Raw genomic sequence first — 21,601 nt, 5'->3', positions numbered from 1 at the left:
TAATAACGTTCTCAATTTCAAATTGGTGTAAAGATAAAACATGAGCTGATTGCATACCTTTGCCCGCTTAAATTGCAATCTATGGCTGCAAGAAAGACATTAAGTAACTGGCTAACCAATAAATATCTGCTGATTATTCGCAATGAGGAGAATTTTGCGGAAAAAACCACATTTAGTTTTAATTATGCGCGCTTGTTTCTGCTTTTGACGGGGGTAGGGCTTCTTTTGCTGTCATTGGCCGTGTACTTGGTTACAGTAGCATTAGAACAATGGCTTGATCCAAGGCATGCTCAAATGGAGGCTAATCGACAGGTTTTGGAGTTGTCAATGACAATAGATTCACTTGAGCAAGAAGTGAACAACAAGGACGTCTATATTGAAAATGTAAGAAGAATTATTGCAGGAGAAGAAATTGACCAAAGTGTAGAATTAAGCCTTGAATCCAATTTACAACCCGCAGAATTGAGCGAAACAATACAGCCAGTGGACTCTCAGTTCAGAGCTGAATTTGAAGGATCTGATTTAGCGGGCATTACAGCTCTTCCAATAGCAGTATCATCAAATATTTACGAATTACGGGATATATACCTCATTAGTCCATTGGATGGGATAATTACCGACGGATTTAATCCCAAAAAAGATCATTACGGAATCGACATGGTAGCTCAAGAAAATGAGCCTGTCCGATCTGTTGCGGATGGTGTGGTGGTCATGTCGTCCTGGACATTGGATGGGGGTTATATTCTCGCGATTCAGCATCCTGGCAATTTAATTTCGGTATATAAACACAATTCGGAATTATTTAAAAACGTTGGTAATTTTGTGGCCGCAGGTGAAGTGGTGGCTATTATCGGAAATACAGGAGAGCTAACGTCAGGACTTCATTTGCATTTAGAATTATGGCATAATGGCAACCCTGTTAACCCTGAAGAGTATATTGCACTATAAAATCACGCTATGTTGAACAAGAATCAGAAAGAAGTAGAAGAGTTAAGCAACTCGAGTAACATCATTGGGAAAGGCACTATTGTAAACGGTAGCATAGAAACCTTTGGCAACATTCGGGTAGAAGGAAAAGTTGTAGGAGATATCAAAACCAAATCGAAAGCTGCTTTTGGCCACTCATCTCAAGTAGATGGTAGTGTGCTTGCGCAAAATGCAGAAGTAGCCGGACACATTACAGGTACCATTGAGGTAACCGAGCAATTGGTGCTGAAAGCTACCGCAACCATAGATGGGGACATTATCACCAATAAATTGCTAGTTGAATCCGGAGCTACCTTCAATGGAAAATGTAAAATGGGCGTAAAAAGCAAAGAAATTAAAATTGGAAAGCCCGAAGAAGCAGAGCAGCCGCACGCACTCAAAGCCTGACATTCAATCCCAAAAAGAGGATAAATCTTTTATGAGGCACTATGCCTTAGCGTTCGAGCTTGTAGTCTTGAACTTAAGTTTAATTCTGGGGGGCTATTATTTGGACGACTATCTGAAATCTAGTCCCGTTATTATTTTAGTTGCCACGTTCCTCGCAATGGCAGGGACTATTTGGTTACTATTAAGGTCTTTGAGATGAAGAAGAAGTGGCTATTTTTAATAGCAATTACAAGCGTACTATTATTGGTAGAATATTACTTTTCCACCTCTCTTGCTTTGCATTCGTCATTTCAGCTGATGGTTTTTTTCTTTACAGCGCAAGCTTTTGTCTTGTTCAGACTCGATCACTGGGCATCCGAGGAGTGGAAGGTTCAGATGTCTATGGTGAAGATTGTGATTAGATTATTATCCTCTTTGGTCTTCATACTTGTGATGATTTATTCACAGCCAGATCAGTTCAATCTAGTTGTTCAATTTATTATCCTCTATTTGATATACATGATCTTTGAAATAGTTGGGGCATTGACTAACTTGCGCCGAAATTGAGGAACGAACGAAAATCCGATGAGAATAGGCGCTATTTTGAAGCAATCTAACTTTCTGAAAATCAACAAGTTTTTAGCACTATTGCTACTCATTATGCCAGGCCTTGTTTTGGCTGGAGGTGGCTCTAAAAAGGACGGTGAGGAACAATTCAATCCAAATGAGATGATAAACCATCACATTTCGGATTCCCACGTATGGGAAATTTATCACGGACTCACCGTTCACCTTCCTGTAATTGTCTATTCTGAGGAAAAAGGGCTGGATATTTTCTCATCTGCCAATTTCTATAATCACGAAGAAGTAGTCCCTTACAATGGCTACATAATGGATCATGACCACATCACTTTAGAAAGTGGAGCTCATGTTTTCGATATCTCAATAACGAAAAATGTTTTATTCCTCTTAATTGATGCGGCACTTTTACTTCTTGTTTTTTCCGCGGTAGCCAGAGGATATAAGAAAAATGCGGGAAGAGCGCCGCGCGGTATCCAATCCTTTTTTGAGCCAATCATCATGTTTATCAGAGATGATATAGCGAAAGAAAACATTGGGCCGAAGTATGGTAAGTTCATGCCATTTCTCCTAACCGTATTTTTCTTCATATGGTTTGGAAACTTGCTAGGTTTATTGCCAGGAGCAGCCAACCTTACGGGGAATATCTCTGTGACTTTGACCCTTGCAGTAATTACACTTTTGATAACGACATTTTCAGGTAGAAAAACCTATTGGCTACACATTGTTGACCCATTGGGGAAATCAATGCCATGGGCTGGTAAACTTCTACTTTATCTTATTCTTTGGCCAGTAGAGATCATTGGAATCTTTACTAAGCCATTTTCATTGATGATTCGACTGTTTGCGAACATCACAGCAGGTCACATACTCATCCTAAGCATCATCAGTTTGGCTTTCATTTTCGAAAGTTTGACAATAGGTGTAGTTGGAGCAGTCTTTGCCACGGTGATGAACATGTTAGAACTATTTGTAGCCGTACTTCAGGCGTATGTATTTACGCTTTTGTCGGCACTTTATTTTGGACAAGCAGTTGAAGAGCATCATTAATTTTTAGAAACCAATTTTTAAACTATAAATAATAAATCATGGGAGCAATTGGAGCAGGTTTGGCAGTATTAGGAGCAGGTCTTGGTATCGGTTTGATCGGTAAAGGCGCAACTGAAAGTATTGCAAGACAACCAGAAGCAGCTGGTAAAATCCAGACAGCAATGATTATTGCAGCAGCCCTTATTGAGGGAGCGGCTCTTTTCGGCGTTGTAGTTGGACTATTGGCAGGATCAGGAAATTAATCCTTATCAAACTTGGCTATGACCACATTAGGTGGCATGGCCAGGTTTTTAAAAAAGACATTTACTATTAAACAATATATATCGTGGCACTAGTTACCCCCGACATTGGACTGATCATTTGGCAACTGATTATTTTCCTAATAGTACTATTCATCCTGCGAGGATTCGTGTGGAGGCCGATCTTGAGTGCGCTTAAAGCACGTGAGCATCAAATTGAAGACTCTCTTAGAGCTGCAGACAATGCAAAAGAGGAGATGGAGCAAATCAAAGCTGACAATGAGTACCTTCTTCAAGAGGCGCGCATAGAGCGAGATGCAATTCTAAAGGAAGCGAAAGAAGAATCAGTGCATATTATTGAGCATGCTAAGGCAGAAACATCTGACATCACATCTAAAATGATTCAGGATGCGAGAGAGGCAATTGAAGTTGAGAAAAAGGCGGCTCTTACGGAAGTGAAAGACTTGGTGGCAGCATTGTCACTTGAAATCGCAGAAAAAGTACTTCGAGAAAAACTTTCTGATGATAAATCTCAGAAAGCATTGGTTGATAAATTCATCAAAGACGTAAAAGTTAATTAAGAATGTCTGCAGGCAGAATAGCGATTCGTTATGCTACACCAATCTTAGAATTGGCGGAAGAGAATAAAGTCCTGGATGCGGTTAAAGCAGACATGGAATCTTTCTTGACAGTGTGCGAAGAGAGTAGGGATTTTTCGCTCATGCTTAAGAGCCCGATTATTTCGCATTTGAGAAAAGCGGATATTCTTAAGAAGGTTTTCACAGGTAAAGTGAACGAACTGACGCTTAAGGCTTTTGATATCATTACAAGAAAAAGTCGGGAGAATTTGCTTGAGAATATCGCGGAAGAATTTTTACATCTATACAATGCCAAGAAAGGATTGGCAGAGGTATCAGTGACTACAAGTATTGAATTGGACGCTGACATGAGGAAGGCATTCGAGACGCTTGCAAAAGAAATCACTGGTAAAGAACCACTTTTGACAGGAAAAGTGAATCCAGACATAGTAGGAGGATATATACTTAAAGTTGGCGATCGTCAATTGGATGATAGCGTAAGCGGCCAATTGAAAGAATTAAAACTGAAGTTTTCGAAAAATAAATAACACTAAGCCAATAGGCTAAACAAATAATATTATGGCACAAGTAAGACCTGATGAGGTTTCAGCAATTTTAAGAGAGCAGCTTTCTGGTCATAAGACAGAAGCTGAACTCGAAGAAGTAGGTACCGTACTCCAAGTAGGTGATGGTGTAGCTAGAATTTATGGACTATCAAATGCCCAGGCAGGAGAGCTTTTAGAGTTTGAAAACGGCCTGAATGCACTCGTGCTAAACCTCGAAGAGGACAACGTAGGAGCTGTGTTACTTGGCGATTCAAGTAATGTAAACGAGGGAGATACTGTAAAAAGAACGGGTAAGATTGCTTCGATCCAAGTAGGAGACGGCATGTGTGGTCGTGTAGTGGATACACTTGGTATGCCTATTGATGGTAAAGGAGAAATTTCTGGAGAGACTTTCGAAATGCCCCTCGAAAGAAAGGCGCCAGGAGTAATCTACAGAGAGCCAGTAAGTGAGCCGCTTCAGACAGGTATTACTGCGATCGATTCAATGATTCCTGTAGGAAGAGGTCAGAGAGAATTAGTGATTGGTGATCGTCAGACGGGTAAGACCGCTGTGGTAATTGACACCATCATCAACCAAAAAGAATTTTACGATAAGGGAGAGCCAGTATTTTGTATCTACGTTGCTATTGGACAGAAAGCTTCTACAGTGGCGGGTATCGTAGCGCAATTGGAAAAGGCTGGAGCAATGGCTTATACAGTGATTGTAAATGCGTCTGCTGCTGACCCTGCTCCAATGCAATTCTTTGCTCCATTTACAGGTGCTGCAATTGGTGAATTTTTCAGAGATACGGGACGCCCTGCTCTTGTGGTTTATGATGACCTTTCTAAGCAGGCAGTTTCTTACCGCGAGGTTTCCCTACTACTGAGAAGGCCTCCGGGACGTGAAGCATATCCTGGGGATGTATTCTATCTTCACTCAAGACTTTTAGAGCGTGCAGCAAAAGTGATCAATGACGACGAGATTGCTAGCCAAATGAATGACCTTCCTCCTTCATTGAAGGGGAAAGTAAAAGGCGGCGGATCATTGACTGCACTACCGATTATTGAAACACAAGCTGGAGACGTATCAGCTTACATACCTACCAATGTAATTTCGATTACAGATGGTCAAATTTTCCTTGAAACTAACTTGTTTAACTCCGGTATCAGACCTGCGATTAACGTTGGTATCTCTGTATCGAGGGTAGGGGGAAATGCGCAGATCAAATCGATGAAAAAAGTATCAGGAACTTTGAAGCTTGACCAAGCTCAATTCCGAGAACTTGAAGCATTTGCTAAGTTTGGATCTGATCTTGATGCAGCGACTCAGCGTACGATCGATAGAGGACAAAAGAATCAGGAGATTTTGAAACAACCACAGTTTTCTCCGGTTCCGGTAGAAGAGCAGGTTGCTATTATTTATGCTTCTACAAAAGGATTCTTAGATCCAGTTCCAGTGAATAAAGCAAGAGAATTTCAGGTTGAGTTTATTAATGCAATGAGAACTACTGGAAAGGATGCTTTAGCTGACTTTAAAGCTGGTAAGTTGAGTGATGACGCTGTTGCCAAGACAGAAGAAATCGCTAAGGATATAGCATCTAGATACAAAAAATAAGAACAGATGGCCAATCTTAAAGAAGTAAAAGGTAGGATTCAGTCGGTTGTTTCAACGCAGCAGATCACCAAAGCCATGAAGATGGTGGCGGCTGCCAAGTTGAGAAGAGCACAGGATCGTATCATTCAAATGAGGCCATATTCTCAGAAACTCTCTGAAATCATACAGAATGTTTCAGCAGGAAATGTAGATTCTGGAGACAACCCGTATGCTCAAGAGCGCACAATTGATCGAGTTTTGATTGTAGTTGTGTCTTCTGATCGTGGGTTATGTGGAGCTTTTAACAGTAGTGTCTTTAAAGGAGTAAAGGCACTAATTGCTGAAAAGTACAGTGAGTCTGAGGCGACTGGGAATTTAGAAGTCCTTCCGATAGGAAAAAAAGCATTGGAACATTTCGCAAAGAGAAAGTACAATGTAATAAGTGAGTACTCGCACTTGATTGAGAAGTTGAACTTTGCTGATGTGAAAGAGGTTGCGGAAATGATCATGGCTAAATTCATCAATGGGGATTATGATCGGGTAGACATTGTCTACAATGAGTTTAAAAACGTCGCTACACAGCTTATTAATAAAGAGCAGTTTCTCCCAATCAAAGAAGTAGAGGTAGAAGAAAGTGAAGAAAACTTTGGAGGTGTTGATTACATTTATGAACCTTCAAAAGAATTTATTTTTGATGAACTGGTTCCAAAATCTCTTAAGATTCAGTTTTATAAGACATTGCTAGAATCCAATGCTTCTGAGCATGGTGCTAGAATGACAGCAATGGATAAAGCAACTGAAAATGCAGATGACCTGCTGAAAGATTTAAGATTGACTTACAATCGTACGCGTCAGGCAGCCATTACCAAGGAAATACTTGAGATCGTAGGTGGTGCTGAGGCATTGGCTCAGGCTTAATGATTAAGCGAGCATATAAGTTTGCTCAAATCTTATCACTAGATATTGTAATCGGAGTAGTTGTACTGCTCCGATTTTTTTGTGATCAATCCGTAATTAGCATAGGGTGGGAAGTCTATGCTCTGCTTGGAGCTGCTGTCTGGCTGATTTATACAGCAGATCATCTACGAGATGCGGAAATATCAAAAAACACTTCGCGTGAGCGATATATGTTCCATCAGAAGTATAGAAAAGCGCTCACGTTTGCTTTCTTCACCGTATTTATTCTGGCGTTTCCTCTTATTTTTTTCATTCCGGTTGTCATTTTTTTAGGAGGATTAACACTTGCCACCTTTTCACTTATTTACCTACTCATTCAACATCGCCTATCGATCTTTCTTTCCAAGGAACTCTATGTTTCAATTATTTATGCACTCGGAATATTGATGGTTCCGATGTTGGTCGGTCAAACCTTCGAATGGAAATCCATTGTGCTGCTAATTCTTTTGGCATTTGTCAATTTGGTCATCTTCAGCTGGTATGAAAAAGATGAGGATGTGAGGGATGGATTTCAATCAATAGCCACCAGAATGGAATATCAAATACTGGAAGGATTGATTTTTACTTCTCTAGCTATCGGACTGGCCATTTCGGTGTTATCCTTCAGCCTTGTTAATGCTTATTTCTTCATAGGTTTTATCACCTATTCATTGGTGGTTCTTTTTCCTGTTTTTTTCAAAAAAAATAACAGATACCGTACCGTAGGAGACGGTGTTTTTCTATTACCAATCCTGTTCGGATGGTTATGAATGAATTTGATCTGATAGCTCCATTTTACGACACAATGGCCAGATTGATTTTTGGTAATCAATTGTTAAACGCGCAGATTTTTTTCTTAGAACAAGTGCAAGCAGAAGACAAAGTTTTAATCATAGGTGGAGGCACTGGAGAGTTGCTGAAGCATATGCCAGGGTGCGATGTGATTCATTTTGTTGAAAAGTCTAGTCGAATGATGAAGGCAGCTTCAAAGCATCCGCTAAAAACGAAAGTTGAGTTCATAAATGAAGACTTTCTGATTTTGAACAACACAATGAAATATGATTTAGTCATATGTCCTTTTTTTCTGGATTGTTTTGACGAATCGACCCTAGAGATTGTCATAGAGAAAATTAGGTCGGTATTGAAAACGGAAGGGCATCTGTTAGTTGCAGATTTTCAAAGAACAGACACGAACAGACTTTTGTTGAAGTCAATGCATCTATTTTTTAGACTTCTAGCAAAATTGCAATCGAAATCACTCCTCGATATTCATGAAAAAGTGTCTTCCTCTGGTTTTCGACTAGTAAAAGAGAAAATTTCGCATCGAAATCAACTTTTTTCACGTCTTTATAGAAACCTTTGACAAATGGTTCTGTCATTAATATCAACGTGAGCACCACACACACCATTCATAAGCACCTGATTATTCAGAGTCAGCAAGGAGACCAGTCGGCCATGTCGTCGCTTTATGGCCTTTACGCTAAGGCTATGTACAACATCTGCCGAAGAATGATGGGTGATGAAGAAGAAGCAAAGGATCTACTTCAGGAATCGTTTATTGATGCTTTTCAAAAGCTGCCGTCTTTGCGGGAAGTAAATACTTTTAGCTCTTGGATTAAGCGGATAGTGGTGAATAACTGCATAAATGCAATTAGAAAGAAAAAGCTTGATACTTCGCAACTGGAAGAAGGTGCTGATTTTATCGAAGAAGAGGAAGATGATTTTGAATATGCACAATTTCAGGCTTCACAGGTAATGCAGTCAATAGACTTGCTACCAGAAGGCTGCAAAGCGGTATTGAACTTGTATTTGTTTGAGGGATACGATCATAAAGAGATTGGTGAGATTTTAGGTGTTACAGAGTCCGCATCCAAAGCTCAATACTGCAAAGCAAAAGCACGAATACGAAAGATATTAGAAGAAGAAAGGAGTCAGAATGTTGGATAATTTGAAAGATCATGTAAAAGATCAAAGGGACGAATTTGAAATTTATCCTTTTGATGCCAATTCAGGCTGGGAAGAAATCAAACAGAAGGTAGCCCCAAAGCAGCAGAAGGATCCCTGGAAGATGGCTGGAATTGCGGCGTGCTTTGCATTTATCCTGGGAGGAACCATTCTTTTCATGAATCCAGCACCCCAGCCAAATGATGAAATCGCAGAGTTGGAAAGGTATTACAACGGAGAAATAAACCAAAAGATCACCTTAGTAAAAAGTCAGCTTAAGGACGACCGTATTCTTGAAGATTTGACCACTATGGATCAGGCGTTCGCTGAGCTAAAATCTGATCTGAAAGACAATGTTGACAATCAGGAGGTAATCGCAGCAATGATGGAGAACTATCAGCTCAAACTCCAGATCTTAGAAGAAATTATAAAAGAGCTAGAAAAGGAAAAGAGTGAAGAAGTGCTTTAACATATTATTGACCCTGATAGTTGTCAGCCCGCTGCTTGCGCAGGTACGACAAGAGCGTGACTTCAAGCGTTCTTTTGCCGTTCCTGAAAACGCAAAAGTTGAGGTGATAAGTAAATATGGCGAGGTAATCATTAGGACTTGGGATTTGGATTCTGTACGATTTGAAGTGGTCGTTCGTGCAGAAGGTAAAAACACATCGACTGTTTCAAAATCCATGTCCCGCGTGGATGTAAAATTCAGGAAGGTAGGTAGCGTGATATCTGCTGTAACAGAGATAGGTAGTAGCGGTGGGATTTTTGGTAATGTTATCAATGAGGTAGGAGGAGCACTCGGAAGTAACAAACTTAAAGTTGACTATCAGGTTTGGATGCCAAAAGGAGTCATGCTTAGCGTTGAAAATAAATATGGAGATTTATATATGGCTGATTTAGATGGAAGAGTCAACATTGAAGTCTCTCATGGAGACATCAAAGCCAACAGCATTTCTTCAACTTTAAATCTTAAGCACAGCTTTGGGAAGTCTTCTTTTGGAAAATTGAACAATGGAATGTTCGTTTTAAGAGGTTCTGATATGACGATTGATGAAGCAACAGACTTGAACATAGAGAGTGGTAGTTCGGAGATTCGCGTAGATAAAATTGACCGAATACAATTGAACTCCCGAAATGATAAAATTCACCTATTGGATGCCAATGAGATCATGTGTGAAGGTTCCTTCACCAATCTCACGTCTGACCTTTTACGGGGATCAGCACGACTAGACTTTAGCTATGGAGATATTTATTTGAGCCGCATTGTTAAGGATTTTAACAGCATTGACATTACAGGTAAATCAACAGACATTAACCTGATTCTTAATCAGGCATCTTACATTAAAACATATATAAAAGGACCCGAAGATCAGATGATTCTACCCAATAGCATGCTGACCATGCAAAAAGAGACATTTTCTGATGATGGTAGAATTTCCCTTTCTGGTTTTGTTGGAAACACCAACACTCGTCACAGTCAACTTATTTTAGAAGCAGATGGTGGTGAGTTGATTGTCGCAATAAAAGAAACCCCAATTTTCGTAGACAAAGACTAATGCACCGTCACCACCGGAAGCCCATGAAAAAAATCATACCCTTGTTACTTATGCTGATAGCATTCACATCAGCAGGCCAGCAGCTTTATGAGAAGTCTGGTGGCATCAGACTTGGGCACACCTCCGGACTAACTTTCAAAAAGTTTGTGACAGAAGATGAAGCTGTGGAGATGATCCTAAGTGGGAGAAACGAAGGGATGCAATTCACCGCCCAATATCTTTTTCATCAGCCGATGGAATTTTCCTTCAATGATCGATTTTATCTACACTATGGAATCGGGGGACATGTAGGCTATGAAAAATTTGACGATTTAGCCAAGACACTTTCCAATGCAACAGGGGACGCATTCATATATGAGGAAAAGAGTTTTTTCACCATGGGAGTAGATGCTAGCCTTGGTATCGAGTATCGATGGTTGGAGGTCCCGGCTACCTTTGGCTTTGATATTAAACCCTATTTCAACTTCATCGGGATGAGGCATACAAAAGCGACCTTTTGGGACGCAGCTATTTCTTTTAAATATGTTTTCTGATTCCATGAAGAAGCTACTTTATTCGGTATTTGTTCTTTGCACCCTGACATCTTTTGGTCAGAAGTATGTGGATACCAACAATCCAAAAGACGAAGAGGTGAAATCGTTGCTCAGTAAAAACAACGACTTAAATGCTTTTGGAGCACTTGATATAAAAGTAGGTGACCTTATGGATGAGCGAGCATTGCTTGTTGGGGCTTACGGAGGATTCATTATCAATAGAAGGTACCTTTTTGGTGTAGCAGGATACGGCCTGGTGACGAATGTGGAATTTGAGGGTCTGGTACCCGGACAGGCCACACCAAAGCAGCTGAGTCTTCAAGGAGGATATGGGGGAATTGTAATTGGAGGGACCATTGCACCTCGCGAGCTAATACACATAAGTATTCCCATTGTACTAGGTGCTGGATCGCTAGAGGTGGTCGACAAAGACTTCTTCACCAATAATCCTGCAGATTCCGAATTCACCGTTGAGAATTCTGTTTTTTTTGTTGCTGAACCTGGAATAGAAATCGAATTTAATATCACCGAATATTTCAGACTCGGTGCTGGAATGACCTATCGGTATGTTTCAGGGACGGAACTCGAAAATGTAAAAGACGAAGATATTACCGGAACTACAGCAATGATCAGTTTCCGGTTTGGAAGGTTTTGATTTGTACTATCTTTGGTGAGTTCTAAAAGACAACCCCTATCCAGTGAACCTCACCAGAATCACTTTAATCTTAATTGTTTTCAGCACATGGTCTGATGTCATGGCTCAAGGCGGCGATTTTCAGAGAATATCCTTGCTGATACATGATTCTGATTCACTTCTCTATGACCAACCACAGAGAAGTTTAGAGCTGGCTTTAGAAGCCCACAAAATAGCTGAGCCAATGGAAAACGATTCACTATTGGCAATAACACTTAATCGCGTTGGAGCAGCTCAGTGGTCATTGGGGAATCAGATGCAAGCGCTGGAAAAGATTCAAGCATCGCTTCAAATTTCCGAGCTAAATAGATACGAAAAAATAATGGCCAAAAATCTGGGTAACATAGGAGATGTATATGCATCTTCTGGACTCGATTTAGATGCGATTGGTTACTTTCGATCAGAGCTGGCGATTCAGCAAAATGAGCAAGATACACTTAGGCTCTTCACGATCAATAATAACATAGGCAAAGCCTTTTTAAATTTAAGCAACTACGATTCTGCACATCATTATTTAGAAGCAGCGTCACTTTACTTGAGCTCCGAATTTGAGCATCTCCATTCCATCTACTATTTCAATCAAGCAGAACTCTACTTTCAAGAGGGAAAGAGTCAGGTAGCTGATTCATTGATCAAGCTTACCATGGCAAACGCTCGTCAGTTTAACAGTAGACGAGGGGTTATTCGGGCAAATCAGCTCAGAGCTGAGTGGAACCTTTCAATGCGTGAGGATATAAAAGCCGTTAGCCATGCCGAACTGGCATTTGACCTTGCCATGCAAAGTGGAATAAAAGAGTTGATCTATATCACAAGCAAGACCCTTTCAAAATGCTATGGAAACTTAAAGAGGTACAAAGATGCCTACGAGAAGCAATTGGTGCACGAACACTACCTCGATAGTGTCCAAAGTGTGACGACTATTAATGAACTGGAGCTTCTGGCCTATTATCAACGGCTATTCCAGATGCGCGTACTGGAATCGAAAAATACAGTAAACAAAGAGCTGGCGGATCAACGTCAATTGATTATTCAAGGATTGGTGATAGCCTTACTCATTGCAGCGATATTGATAGCGATTATTTTCTTGGTGGTAAGAGAGCTAGGTATTCGGAAACGAGAACTGGAAAAACTCAGTGCCTTTAGGTCAAAGATTTTTGCGATTGTATCACACGATTTAAAATCTCCTATCCAATCAGTTTCATCAGTAGTGGAAATGTTTAATCAGAAACTTATCAGCAAGGAAGAAATTGAGCCACTACTCCCGGAGGTCAAGGAAAAAACATCCAATCTAATGAGCCTATTAAATAACGTATTTCTATGGGCAGAAGGACAAATGGAAGGCGAGAATCAAAGCAAAGAAGTGTTCTTGCTCCACCCGCTTCTCGAGGATTTAAAAATGGAACTGAGTGAGCGTTTTGAGTTAAAAAAAATTACGTTAAAACTTCCGACAGCAGAAGACTTTCAAATTCACTCAAACCCCGGAATCATTCGAATTCTTCTCAGGAATTTGATTGTAAATGCCATTAAATTCTCAAACGAAGACTCAATGATTGAAGTCAATACTTTAGAAGGAGAGAAAGTGAAAATCATTGAGGTAATAGATAATGGGATCGGTCTGACAGATGAGATGAAAGAAAACATCTTTGGAGGCAAGCTGGTAAGTTCTCAAGGAACGGCAGGAGAGAAAGGAAACGGTCTTGGTCTTGCTTTATGTTATGATTTCGCGAAAAGTCTGGGAGGCCAAATGGAAGTAGAAAGTAAACTGGGAGAAGGATCTGTTTTCAGGATTATTTTAACGGATCAAAACGCTTCGCTATAACCATTCTCGCTTTGTCATTCATGTCTCTAAAAGCAATTAGATAGTAATTCCCTCCATCTTCAGTTTCCACCTTTAAGAATTCAAACTTACAGATGACTGGTCATCTCCAAATCACTTAATTTTTGATTCCTCCACTTTCAGACTTTCTGGTTATGTACACACATTGTCCACCTATATAATTGGGGATAATTGACATATGAATGCACATTTGAATTCCTCGCTCTCGAGAGCGTGATTCTCGAATGTTCCAAATTTTAAAATCTTTCATATGGAAACGCCAACATCAAAGCACGTATTTTTAAAGTTAGCTATCGTAATTACAGCGATCTTCATATTTTTTGCCTGCAGTAAGGATGATTTCGCTATCGAAGAGCAAACGCAACTTGTTCAATTCAGCTTTTCTCAAGAAGTAATTGAGTCAGATAAAGGAGGGCGGACGAATGAAGATTTAGGTACTCCATCCTCCGCGATTGTCACTGTTGCCAATTCGGATGGAGATGTAATTTTAAATAGACGTGAATTGGCTCTCCATCAATTTGGTGATTCATTTCTATCAGAGCCTGTGACCCTGACTGTTGGCAGCTACTCATTGGATGATTTTTTGATTTTGGAAGAAGAAACTGTGATTTATGTTTCTCCGATAGAAGGTAGCGACAAGGCCTATTTGGTTGATGATCCATTATCGATTGAATTTGAGGTCGTAGCGGATGAGATCACTACGCTAGCTCCAGAAGTACTTGCCATTGGTGAGGATGCAAATGCCGCCGAATATGGTTATGGACAATTTGGCTTTGAGGTAGTAGAAACGGTAGACTTAGTCGTTTCAGTGTTTGTAAAGGGAGAGGCGAATTTTGAGTTGACAGATGCATCCATTTCCATTGAAGGGTTAAATGAAAGCGGTGAGTCCGTTTGGAATTATGCAACAGAATTAGGAGCTGAACCCAATCAGTTGGAATTGAGAAGTGCATATAACCACACGATTGTGGTAGCAAAAGAGGGTTATGAGCCATCGGAGCAACAAATTTCCTTTGATACATTAAACCAAATAGTACTGGAGATCATCCTGCATCGTCCTGAGCAGGCACAATGTGATGAGCTCTTGAAGTACTATGGAGGTTCCGAGAACGATGTTTTTTGTGCGGTTGCACATACCAATGATGGGTATATTTTGGGAGGTCGTTCACGATCAACAGATGGTGATTTCTCGGAAAATAATGGGGGCTACGATTATTTAATAATGAAAGTAGACGAATGCGGCAGCATTGTTTGGCGGAGAAATTTTGGCGGGGATAGGAATGAAGTTATGAGGGATATGTTGGTGACAAAAAATGGTAACATAATTCAAGTTGGCACCACTGCGTCTAATGCGGGTACTGGTGATGTTACTTCCAAAATATCCAACAATGACACATGGGTAGTCATGTCAGATGCAGAAGGAAACCTGTTATGGGAAAAATCAGTGGATGTATACTTTCCAACACGGGTTATTGAAACCACTGATGGAAATTTTATTGTTGCGAATTATGATGGTAAACTATTAAAAATCACATCTGGTGGTGAAGTATTGTGGATAAGAGATTATCGAAATATAACCATTAAAGATGTTGTAGAACTAACCGATCAGAAGCTAATGATAGTGGGTCATACTGGAGGGTATCCAAATGTTTCTCCGTGGATTGTGAGAACTGATTCTGATGGATATATTACAAAGGAATTTGAAAGCGTGCATAAGGATGAGGGTAGAGACGATGATGTTATTACAGGAGCTCTGAATGTTTTGCCAGGAGGAGAAAACGACACGTATCTCATCTCAGGATACAAGTCAGGTGAGCGTGAGTATGAAGTTTTTTTAATGAGTGGAGATGATGAAATTCTATCATATTTAGATATTCCGGCTGTGAACAAAATCTCTCGTATTGCGAAAATGGGGGATGATTATGTAATATTAGCCGGACTCCCATCACATGGAAAATGGTTTGGTGTGTACGATGCTAATGGGATATTTAAAAAAGAATACAATCACAGCAATGTTGGAGTGGCTTATGGTATTCATACGTTAGATGATGAAGTGGTAATTAGCGGATTTTTTGGCGGGAATGAAGACAATAAAGGTGGATATGATGGATTCTTATTAAAGCAGACTATAAAGTGAGTTTTTGCTGAACTAGAAAATATGTGAATGATTTTGAAGGCTGACAACAGCAGTTATTGGGTTAAAAAATTCTTCTTTATTGGATGAACTAGAAATATCGTAAGTTTTTCTAATCAGAAAAAGACTTACGATATTTTAGGTGGACATCAATGCTAAACAAAACCTCTCATTTATTTCTTCAGACGGAAAGGATCGGAACCACTGCTTAGCTAAAGCTTGCTAACGTCAATTTTTAAGGTATCAAAGACGCCCCACTATAACCATTCTCGCTTTGTCATTCATGTCTCTAAAGGCAACTAGATAATAACCTCCTCCATCCCGAAGCTTCCATTTCTTTTTCAGTTCATTCGCTGTTAGTGGATAATTTCTGGTGATTACATTGATTTTACCTTCTGGAGCAAACTCTTTGATCGCTTGCTTATCAGCGTTTGCCACTACCTTAAAGACTCTACCAGGCAATGCATTAATAGGTACATCCAAAGTATAGAGATGCGTGTTTTCAGAAAGTTTTCCAAGGTTAAAATCCAAAGCAATCTTCTTAAATGCTCCGGCCTTCATGATGGAGCTGTTGGGTTCAAAAAGATACGGTCCCAACTCTTCGAATCTGGCGATTGACTTCTTTTCACCCTCTATTTGAAAGGTATAGTCAGGCTGCTCGCTCCCCAGATTTATACAGTGTATTTGAGGAATGCCATTAAATTCAAAATCTACTAGAATCAACAACTCCTTGCAGTCATTTTTTACAGATACAACATGAACCTCTTTAACGTGTGGGAGCGATTTGAGAATCACTTGAATGTCTAATAGTGGGGAGTATTTGATGAGTACTTTGTTTGCTTTTTGTTTCAATACCGGTAAAAGATCTATCAGATTGGGTGAGCAATCTTCCATTTTAAAGACCCTGCTTTTTTGCTGATTTCTGCGCGCTGGATCCACATAGATCACCGTACCTTTTGGGTTGGATTTATGATTTGCTAAAAACCAAGAAGCATCCGCATTTACAACCTCTAATTGCCTGTCAAGCACGGTCATATTGTGTTGAAAAACATTGCAGAGCTGTAGCTCTTTTTCTACGTACGTAGCGTGTTCAAATGATTCGCTCAACGCAAGGAAATCAATACCCATGCCGCCTGTCAGGTCAACAAGGTGATCCCCTGTGATTAATTGCTTTTTGTACCCGCAAGTAACCTCAGAAGAGGCTTGTTCGATAGAAAGTGGGGGAGGCATTATCAAATCGAAGTTTGTTGCCCAACCGTCCAACTTCCCTTTGACTTTTTGTCGTGCTAAGATTTGAGCAGCGATGTGCTTAATCTCCTCCTTGAAAACAGCAGGAGGATTTAAGACAAGTCGATTGATGTCTGAGGTTATATTTTCTTGAATGTATTGCTTAACATCTTCTCTTTGAAGAAAATCAATAAGCGTATCCATCTTGCTTAATAAACGAGGCTATGCTCGAGCATATATTCAGCTATCTGTATGGTGTTTGTTGCAGCACCTTTCCGCAGGTTGTCAGATACTACCCACATGTTTAGCGTTTTTGCTTGCGTTTCATCTCTGCGTAATCTTCCAACAAACACATCGTCCTTATCATGCGCATTTAGTGGCATGGGGTATTCATTGTTTGCAGGTTCGTCTACAACGGTTACTCCAGGAGCTTTGCTGAGAATGGCGTGTACCTGCTCCAAAGTGTATTCGTTTTGGAACTCAACATTGATGGCTTCTGAATGCCCGCCTACCGTAGGGATTCGAACACATGTTGAAGTCACCTTGATGGAATCGTCGCCCATGATTTTAATGGTTTCATTTACCATCTTCATCTCCTCTTTGGTATATCCATTTTCTTGAAATACATCTATATGAGGCAGTGCATTCATGTCGATTTTATGAGGATATACCTTTTTAATATCCTTCCCGCTTCTTTCCCCTTCCAGCTGATCTACCGCGCCTTTTCCGGATCCAGTTACAGATTGATAGGTAGAGACCACAATGCGCTTGATTTTGAATGCATCATGGAGCGGCTTTAATGCTACCACCATTTGAATCGTAGAGCAATTGGGATTGGCGATGATGCGATCATCGATTCGAAGCGCATTGCCATTCACCTCAGGTACAATCAGCTTTTTACCAGCATCCATTCTCCAGGCAGATGAGTTATCGATTACCACCGTGCCAACTTCAGCAAATTTTGGAGCATACTCCTTGGAAACAGACCCACCAGCTGAAAACAATGCGATGTCTGGTTTCGCTGCTATAGCATCATCCATGGAGATGATGGTATAGTCACTGCCATTGTATGAAATGGTCTTTCCTACAGATCGCTCGGATGCCACCGGCAATAGCTCATCTACCGGAAAATTTCGCTCAGACATGATTTGGAGCATCTTTTGGCCAACCAGCCCGCTTGCTCCCACTACTGCTACCTTCATATTGTACTAAAGTAAGATTCTGATTTATCTACCGCAAAACTACTAATTTTATGTAGTGTCAAAGCAGTTTCAAGGCGGTTAAAAAGTCTTCTAACTGTTGAATTGGGACATTCACCAAGATATAAAATGTGCAAAAAAAATCATTGTACATATGCGAGATCTAGCGAATCGGCTAAGACACAAATTAATTCAAGTATCATGAGCAGAGCTACCCACCAGTTGAAAAAAGCATCTATTCTTTGTGTTGGTTTATTAGCCAGTATGCTGAGTTTTGGTCAAACAGGGGATTTTATTCTTACCCACCACTCACCCAAGCATTCTGAAATCGATAACATCAATTTCGAAATCAAAGCCGACAAAAACGGACTTATATGCATTGCAAACCGATTTGGCGTATTAAAGTACGATGGAATGGAGTGGGACTTTTACAGAACTAGCTCCTCAGCACTATCACTCGCTATTTCTGACGACAACATTGTATATGTTGGATGTTTGGGTGGTTTCGGAAAATTGGACTATTTAAATAATTCTTATGAGTATATCCCTATTTTGGAAAGTGATACCTTGTCCGATCACTTCCTGCAAACCTTTGCAACTCCGGAGCACATCTATTTCCTCAGTGACTATAGTTTATACCAGTACTCAATTGCCACTACCGAATCCACCCGGATAGCTGAGGGGGATTTCCTGAATGGATATCTATATGCTGATACGCTATTTATCAATACGTATGATGACCTGGTGATAACAGCGATAAACGGAAGTATTGATACACTTACAAAATTTGATAATCAATGGGGACTGATAAGTGCATCACCAGGTGGAGAAAATGAATTTGCAGTAGATCTGGACGGAGGATTGTATCAAAGGAAGCAAGGGCAGATGCAGCGGCATCATCACTACGATCGTTTGCAAGAGGCAGATGTTGTCATTACCGATTTGGAATGGGTCAATGACTCATTGGTAGCATGCTCAACCATTGAATCTGGTGTTTTCTTTTTGCACGTGAATGACTCATCCTATTTTGAAGTGACAGATTATCATTCCGGCCTCCCAGATAATGAAATTCACGATGTATACGCTGACAATAACCAAGGAGTATGGGTAGCTCATGAATTTGGATTGACGCGTATTGCTCCGCTCTTTCCTGCATATAGTTATACAAATTTCCCAGGCTTGGAAGGTAATTTGATTGAGGTTCAACGCATTCATGACGACCTGTGGATAAACACCAGCTTGGGCGTCTACTACTTTTCGCAGGATACTTCCTATAGAAGTCGGGTATACATTGAAAAGGTAGATAGCAAACAACCAAGAAAAGCGCCCGCCCAAAAACCAAAGGTGCAGACTGCAGCACCAGAACCTGAACCTGAGGAAGTGCCGGATACAACTGAAGAGGAAGACGGAAAGAAGAAGCGGAAAAGAAAGAAGAAAGGATTTTTAAATGGGTTGTTCAAGAAGAAAGATCGAGCCAGCGATTCTGAAAAAACAGAAGATAACGAAGGGTCATTCAAGAAGAAGTTTGACACGAATGGAGCACAAACGGTCACTAAAGCCAGGAGTCAGGTTGACAGGTCGCAATACATCAGGAGAGTAGAAAAAGTAGTAACGGGGATAAGTTACCAGTTCCACCACGTGCCAGGTACAGACGGGAAATTTCGACAATTGCTAGAAGCGAAAGATCATATTCTTGCCACAAGTCATACAGGGATCTATGAAATCACAAGAAACTCGGCAGAGTTGGTCATAAACGAAGCAATACGATATGCCTACTTGATTCCAGAAAGTAATCAGTTGATAATTAGTACAGAACGGGGTGTGCTCAAGTATTATGAATTGATCAATGACATCTGGACAGAAATATCTCAACAGGCATTTGATGACGTTATCCTGAACGTTTACATGGATCATAAGGGAGATATATGGCTAGCGGGTACGTCGCACATCTATCAAGGAGCCATAGTCGACGAAGGGTTCGAAATCTTGCATAGCTACGAAATCAACAACAAATTCTACGATGAGCTGAGCATTTGGGAACATTCCAATGTATTGTATTTCATTAATTCTCAGGGGTACTTTAAGCTCGATCGGGAGAAAGATCGCATCGTGAAAGATCGTGAGCTAGAAGAAGAGTTGGGAAGCCCGCATCATCATTTGCACAATGAAAAAAGTAGAGTGTGGCTCTACAATGGAAAAATTTGGCACCTCTTGCTACCGGATGGTAGCGTTAACGAGTTTCAGTACCTGGGTGTATTTCCCAACTTAAAATACATCAACTACGATGAGAAACTGGATCGGTATTGGCTGATCACAGATGACAATCAACTTCTGGCTTATTCCGCGGGTAAGATCCCGGAAATGAATAGGTCGTATTCGATTTTTGTAAAAAGGCTGGTCAGCATAAATGGCGAGATGAAAGTCAGTAAAAAATTTCAACTCTCGCATGATCAAAACACACTCAGTGTTGAGCTCTTGAAACCTGATTATGTTGGACTCCTGAATCCTGAGTACCAGTACAAATTGGAGGGGCTAAACCCTGAATGGTCTAAATGGACGCATGCCAATTTGATTGATTACAGTTACTTGCCTCCCGGAGATTACAAGTTGAAGGTTAGGGTACGTGATGCATTGGATCAAATCGATGAAGCCACTTTACTGGAGTTTACGGTAGAAACACCCTATTGGCAAAAGCCCTGGTTCTACGCAGTGCAGGTGTTGATACTTGCCATGATGATAGGCATATCGACACGATTGAATGAATCTAAGGCAGTCAATCGGTTGATCAAACATGGCTTGAGTATTTTGACATTGGTGATCATTATTCAATTCATGCAAGCAGTGATCAGTACCTTTTTAACTTTTCAGAGCACCCCAGTCATGGAGTTCTTATTCGATGTAGGCATTGCGGTTATGGTATTCCCGCTGGAGTTTGCTTTAAGAAAGCTGATTTTGGATGGTGGCCTGAAAGTGTCGGGTACTTCGGCTGCTACTAAGCTTTAGAATCAGGCGAGTTCTAGTTAGCTCCAGGCAACTCCACACCCTCGCACACATATCGCATTACTTCGGAAGGATCAACATCAATGGCCAAGGAGATTAGGTAAAGTTCTTCAACTGAGAGGCGTGCTGTATCACTGTTTGTCAGCTGGATAACACGAGTTTTATGCAGTCCCGTTTTTCTGGCTACATCCGCTTTATTCACCGATTTTCTAGCTAAATATTCGCCCAGTCGTGTCATTGAAAAACCTTGATTTAGGTGCATTAAGTTAGGAAATAAGCGCTCATGAACTTTATTTGAGTCACATGCTTTTGTTTTTAGTCAATAATTATTTACTATTGGTTTAAATATGAGTCCTAAAAGACATAAAATGAGTCCTTATGGAAATTGTGATAAACTCTTAAATGACTTTTTAGGCAATCAGACCATAGAAGAGACAATTCGGGTTTTAGATGATGTGCTCCTCCTACTGGTTATGCACACGGAGTGCGTAGGTTTATCTGACAATTTGGTTCATCAATATTTGACCATTCGAGAGTTAAGAGACATGTTTACGAAGCTGAAAGGTGACTGACCAAAAGGTAGTCTTCACACTTCCATGATCCAAA

Annotated in this window: 23 protein-coding genes; 20 read left to right on the top strand and 3 right to left on the bottom strand. The window is 40.5% G+C overall.

Translation table 11 applies throughout. The features are described 5' to 3' along the window. Positions 1 to 81: 81 nt before the first annotated feature. The 18 genes from ABJF57_RS02480 (at position 82) to ABJF57_RS02395 (ending at position 15,572) form a co-directional block, all read left to right on the top strand. On the top strand, positions 82 to 948 hold the full coding sequence (locus ABJF57_RS02480; RefSeq protein ID WP_462231575.1) for a M23 family metallopeptidase: 867 nt from the start codon (positions 82 to 84) through the stop codon (positions 946 to 948). Positions 949 to 957: 9 nt separating this feature from the next. After that, positions 958 to 1,374: a bactofilin family protein gene (locus ABJF57_RS02475; protein ID WP_462231578.1), complete on the top strand. Its 417-nt coding sequence runs from the start codon at positions 958 to 960 to the stop codon at positions 1,372 to 1,374. A gap of 195 nt (positions 1,375 to 1,569) precedes the next feature. Further along, on the top strand, positions 1,570 to 1,920 hold the full coding sequence (locus tag ABJF57_RS02470; RefSeq protein WP_462231580.1) for a hypothetical protein: 351 nt from the start codon (positions 1,570 to 1,572) through the stop codon (positions 1,918 to 1,920). An 18-nt stretch (positions 1,921 to 1,938) separates the two neighbouring features. After that, complete coding sequence (gene atpB / locus ABJF57_RS02465; protein WP_462231582.1) at positions 1,939 to 2,982, top strand: F0F1 ATP synthase subunit A; 1,044 nt, start codon at positions 1,939 to 1,941, stop codon at positions 2,980 to 2,982. 38 nt (positions 2,983 to 3,020) lie between these two features. Continuing rightward, positions 3,021 to 3,224: an ATP synthase F0 subunit C gene (atpE, locus tag ABJF57_RS02460; protein ID WP_370088894.1), complete on the top strand. Its 204-nt coding sequence runs from the start codon at positions 3,021 to 3,023 to the stop codon at positions 3,222 to 3,224. Between the two features lie 83 nt (positions 3,225 to 3,307). Further along, positions 3,308 to 3,802, top strand: a complete 495-nt coding sequence (locus tag ABJF57_RS02455) for a F0F1 ATP synthase subunit B (protein WP_462231585.1) — start codon at positions 3,308 to 3,310, stop codon at positions 3,800 to 3,802. Between the two features lie 2 nt (positions 3,803 to 3,804). After that, the gene (gene atpH / locus ABJF57_RS02450; protein WP_462231587.1) at positions 3,805 to 4,347 is read left to right on the top strand and encodes an ATP synthase F1 subunit delta; all 543 of its coding nucleotides are present in this window, start codon (positions 3,805 to 3,807) and stop codon (positions 4,345 to 4,347) included. 31 nt (positions 4,348 to 4,378) lie between these two features. After that, positions 4,379 to 5,959 carry a F0F1 ATP synthase subunit alpha gene (gene atpA, locus ABJF57_RS02445; RefSeq protein WP_462231589.1) on the top strand — a complete coding sequence of 527 codons (1,581 nt, stop codon included), beginning with the start codon at positions 4,379 to 4,381 and terminating at the stop codon, positions 5,957 to 5,959. 6 nt (positions 5,960 to 5,965) lie between these two features. Continuing rightward, the gene (atpG, locus tag ABJF57_RS02440) at positions 5,966 to 6,856 is read left to right on the top strand and encodes an ATP synthase F1 subunit gamma (RefSeq protein WP_462231591.1); all 891 of its coding nucleotides are present in this window, start codon (positions 5,966 to 5,968) and stop codon (positions 6,854 to 6,856) included. Beyond that, complete coding sequence (locus tag ABJF57_RS02435; protein WP_462231593.1) at positions 6,856 to 7,644, top strand: UbiA prenyltransferase family protein; 789 nt, start codon at positions 6,856 to 6,858, stop codon at positions 7,642 to 7,644. The genes atpG and ABJF57_RS02435 overlap by 1 nt, the downstream gene beginning before the upstream one ends. Next, a complete protein-coding gene (locus tag ABJF57_RS02430; protein WP_462231595.1) occupies positions 7,641 to 8,237 on the top strand; it encodes a class I SAM-dependent methyltransferase in 597 nt (198 codons plus the stop codon). Before ABJF57_RS02435 ends, ABJF57_RS02430 begins: the two co-directional genes overlap by 4 nt. A 26-nt stretch (positions 8,238 to 8,263) precedes the next feature. Further along, positions 8,264 to 8,821: an RNA polymerase sigma factor gene (locus ABJF57_RS02425; RefSeq protein WP_462231597.1), complete on the top strand. Its 558-nt coding sequence runs from the start codon at positions 8,264 to 8,266 to the stop codon at positions 8,819 to 8,821. Then, positions 8,811 to 9,287, top strand: a complete 477-nt coding sequence (locus ABJF57_RS02420; protein WP_462236006.1) for a hypothetical protein — start codon at positions 8,811 to 8,813, stop codon at positions 9,285 to 9,287. The genes ABJF57_RS02425 and ABJF57_RS02420 overlap by 11 nt, the downstream gene beginning before the upstream one ends. Beyond that, complete coding sequence (locus tag ABJF57_RS02415; RefSeq protein WP_462231601.1) at positions 9,271 to 10,374, top strand: hypothetical protein; 1,104 nt, start codon at positions 9,271 to 9,273, stop codon at positions 10,372 to 10,374. The genes ABJF57_RS02420 and ABJF57_RS02415 overlap by 17 nt, the downstream gene beginning before the upstream one ends. Positions 10,375 to 10,397: 23 nt before the next feature. Next, positions 10,398 to 10,907: a hypothetical protein gene (locus ABJF57_RS02410; protein ID WP_462231603.1), complete on the top strand. Its 510-nt coding sequence runs from the start codon at positions 10,398 to 10,400 to the stop codon at positions 10,905 to 10,907. Positions 10,908 to 10,911: 4 nt separating this feature from the next. Beyond that, the gene (locus tag ABJF57_RS02405) at positions 10,912 to 11,562 is read left to right on the top strand and encodes a hypothetical protein (protein ID WP_462231605.1); all 651 of its coding nucleotides are present in this window, start codon (positions 10,912 to 10,914) and stop codon (positions 11,560 to 11,562) included. Positions 11,563 to 11,605: 43 nt separating this feature from the next. Continuing rightward, on the top strand, positions 11,606 to 13,420 hold the full coding sequence (locus tag ABJF57_RS02400; protein ID WP_462231607.1) for a tetratricopeptide repeat-containing sensor histidine kinase: 1,815 nt from the start codon (positions 11,606 to 11,608) through the stop codon (positions 13,418 to 13,420). Positions 13,421 to 13,688: 268 nt separating this feature from the next. Next, complete coding sequence (locus ABJF57_RS02395) at positions 13,689 to 15,572, top strand: hypothetical protein (RefSeq protein ID WP_462231609.1); 1,884 nt, start codon at positions 13,689 to 13,691, stop codon at positions 15,570 to 15,572. Between the two features lie 240 nt (positions 15,573 to 15,812). Here the strand turns inward: ABJF57_RS02395 and ABJF57_RS02390 are convergent, their stop codons facing one another. Continuing rightward, positions 15,813 to 17,000: a class I SAM-dependent methyltransferase gene (locus ABJF57_RS02390; protein ID WP_462231611.1), complete on the bottom strand. Its 1,188-nt coding sequence runs from the start codon at positions 16,998 to 17,000 to the stop codon at positions 15,813 to 15,815. Positions 17,001 to 17,005: 5 nt separating this feature from the next. Next, the gene (locus ABJF57_RS02385; RefSeq protein ID WP_462231613.1) at positions 17,006 to 17,998 is read right to left on the bottom strand and encodes an aspartate-semialdehyde dehydrogenase; all 993 of its coding nucleotides are present in this window, start codon (positions 17,996 to 17,998) and stop codon (positions 17,006 to 17,008) included. A 198-nt stretch (positions 17,999 to 18,196) separates the two neighbouring features. On the opposite strand from ABJF57_RS02385, the gene ABJF57_RS02380 reads away from it, so the two are divergent. Then, positions 18,197 to 20,998: a triple tyrosine motif-containing protein gene (locus tag ABJF57_RS02380; RefSeq protein WP_462231615.1), complete on the top strand. Its 2,802-nt coding sequence runs from the start codon at positions 18,197 to 18,199 to the stop codon at positions 20,996 to 20,998. A 13-nt stretch (positions 20,999 to 21,011) separates the two neighbouring features. On the opposite strand, the gene ABJF57_RS02375 is transcribed toward ABJF57_RS02380, so the two are convergent. After that, a complete protein-coding gene (locus ABJF57_RS02375) occupies positions 21,012 to 21,257 on the bottom strand; it encodes a helix-turn-helix domain-containing protein (RefSeq protein ID WP_462231617.1) in 246 nt (81 codons plus the stop codon). A gap of 106 nt (positions 21,258 to 21,363) precedes the next feature. On the opposite strand from ABJF57_RS02375, the gene ABJF57_RS02370 reads away from it, so the two are divergent. Then, positions 21,364 to 21,567: a hypothetical protein gene (locus ABJF57_RS02370; RefSeq protein WP_462231619.1), complete on the top strand. Its 204-nt coding sequence runs from the start codon at positions 21,364 to 21,366 to the stop codon at positions 21,565 to 21,567. Positions 21,568 to 21,601 lie beyond the last annotated feature (34 nt).

It is taken from the genome of Ekhidna sp., from assembly GCF_039940915.1.
GTDB lineage: Bacteria > Bacteroidota > Bacteroidia > Cytophagales > Cyclobacteriaceae > Ekhidna.
The sequence above is the reverse complement of the archived record's forward strand: the minus strand, read 5'-3'. Positions and strand labels throughout refer to the sequence as shown.

Excerpts from the sequence above, each read along its gene's own strand:
- ABJF57_RS02480 (WP_462231575.1), top strand. The coding sequence starts at position 82 with ATGGCTGCAAGAAAGACATTAAGTAACTGGCTAACCAATAAATATCTG.
- ABJF57_RS02475 (WP_462231578.1), top strand. The coding sequence starts at position 958 with ATGTTGAACAAGAATCAGAAAGAAGTAGAAGAGTTAAGCAACTCGAGT.
- ABJF57_RS02470 (WP_462231580.1), top strand. The coding sequence starts at position 1,570 with ATGAAGAAGAAGTGGCTATTTTTAATAGCAATTACAAGCGTACTATTA.
- atpB (WP_462231582.1), top strand. The coding sequence starts at position 1,939 with ATGAGAATAGGCGCTATTTTGAAGCAATCTAACTTTCTGAAAATCAAC.
- atpE (WP_370088894.1), top strand. The coding sequence starts at position 3,021 with ATGGGAGCAATTGGAGCAGGTTTGGCAGTATTAGGAGCAGGTCTTGGT.
- atpH (WP_462231587.1), top strand. The coding sequence starts at position 3,805 with ATGTCTGCAGGCAGAATAGCGATTCGTTATGCTACACCAATCTTAGAA.
- atpA (WP_462231589.1), top strand. The coding sequence starts at position 4,379 with ATGGCACAAGTAAGACCTGATGAGGTTTCAGCAATTTTAAGAGAGCAG.
- atpG (WP_462231591.1), top strand. The coding sequence starts at position 5,966 with ATGGCCAATCTTAAAGAAGTAAAAGGTAGGATTCAGTCGGTTGTTTCA.
- ABJF57_RS02435 (WP_462231593.1), top strand. The coding sequence starts at position 6,856 with ATGATTAAGCGAGCATATAAGTTTGCTCAAATCTTATCACTAGATATT.
- ABJF57_RS02430 (WP_462231595.1), top strand. The coding sequence starts at position 7,641 with ATGAATGAATTTGATCTGATAGCTCCATTTTACGACACAATGGCCAGA.
- ABJF57_RS02420 (WP_462236006.1), top strand. The coding sequence starts at position 8,811 with ATGTTGGATAATTTGAAAGATCATGTAAAAGATCAAAGGGACGAATTT.
- ABJF57_RS02410 (WP_462231603.1), top strand. The coding sequence starts at position 10,398 with ATGAAAAAAATCATACCCTTGTTACTTATGCTGATAGCATTCACATCA.
- ABJF57_RS02405 (WP_462231605.1), top strand. The coding sequence starts at position 10,912 with ATGAAGAAGCTACTTTATTCGGTATTTGTTCTTTGCACCCTGACATCT.
- ABJF57_RS02395 (WP_462231609.1), top strand. The coding sequence starts at position 13,689 with ATGGAAACGCCAACATCAAAGCACGTATTTTTAAAGTTAGCTATCGTA.
- ABJF57_RS02390 (WP_462231611.1), bottom strand. The coding sequence starts at position 17,000 with ATGGATACGCTTATTGATTTTCTTCAAAGAGAAGATGTTAAGCAATAC.
- ABJF57_RS02385 (WP_462231613.1), bottom strand. The coding sequence starts at position 17,998 with ATGAAGGTAGCAGTAGTGGGAGCAAGCGGGCTGGTTGGCCAAAAGATG.
- ABJF57_RS02380 (WP_462231615.1), top strand. The coding sequence starts at position 18,197 with ATGAGCAGAGCTACCCACCAGTTGAAAAAAGCATCTATTCTTTGTGTT.
- ABJF57_RS02375 (WP_462231617.1), bottom strand. The coding sequence starts at position 21,257 with ATGCACCTAAATCAAGGTTTTTCAATGACACGACTGGGCGAATATTTA.
- ABJF57_RS02370 (WP_462231619.1), top strand. The coding sequence starts at position 21,364 with ATGAGTCCTTATGGAAATTGTGATAAACTCTTAAATGACTTTTTAGGC.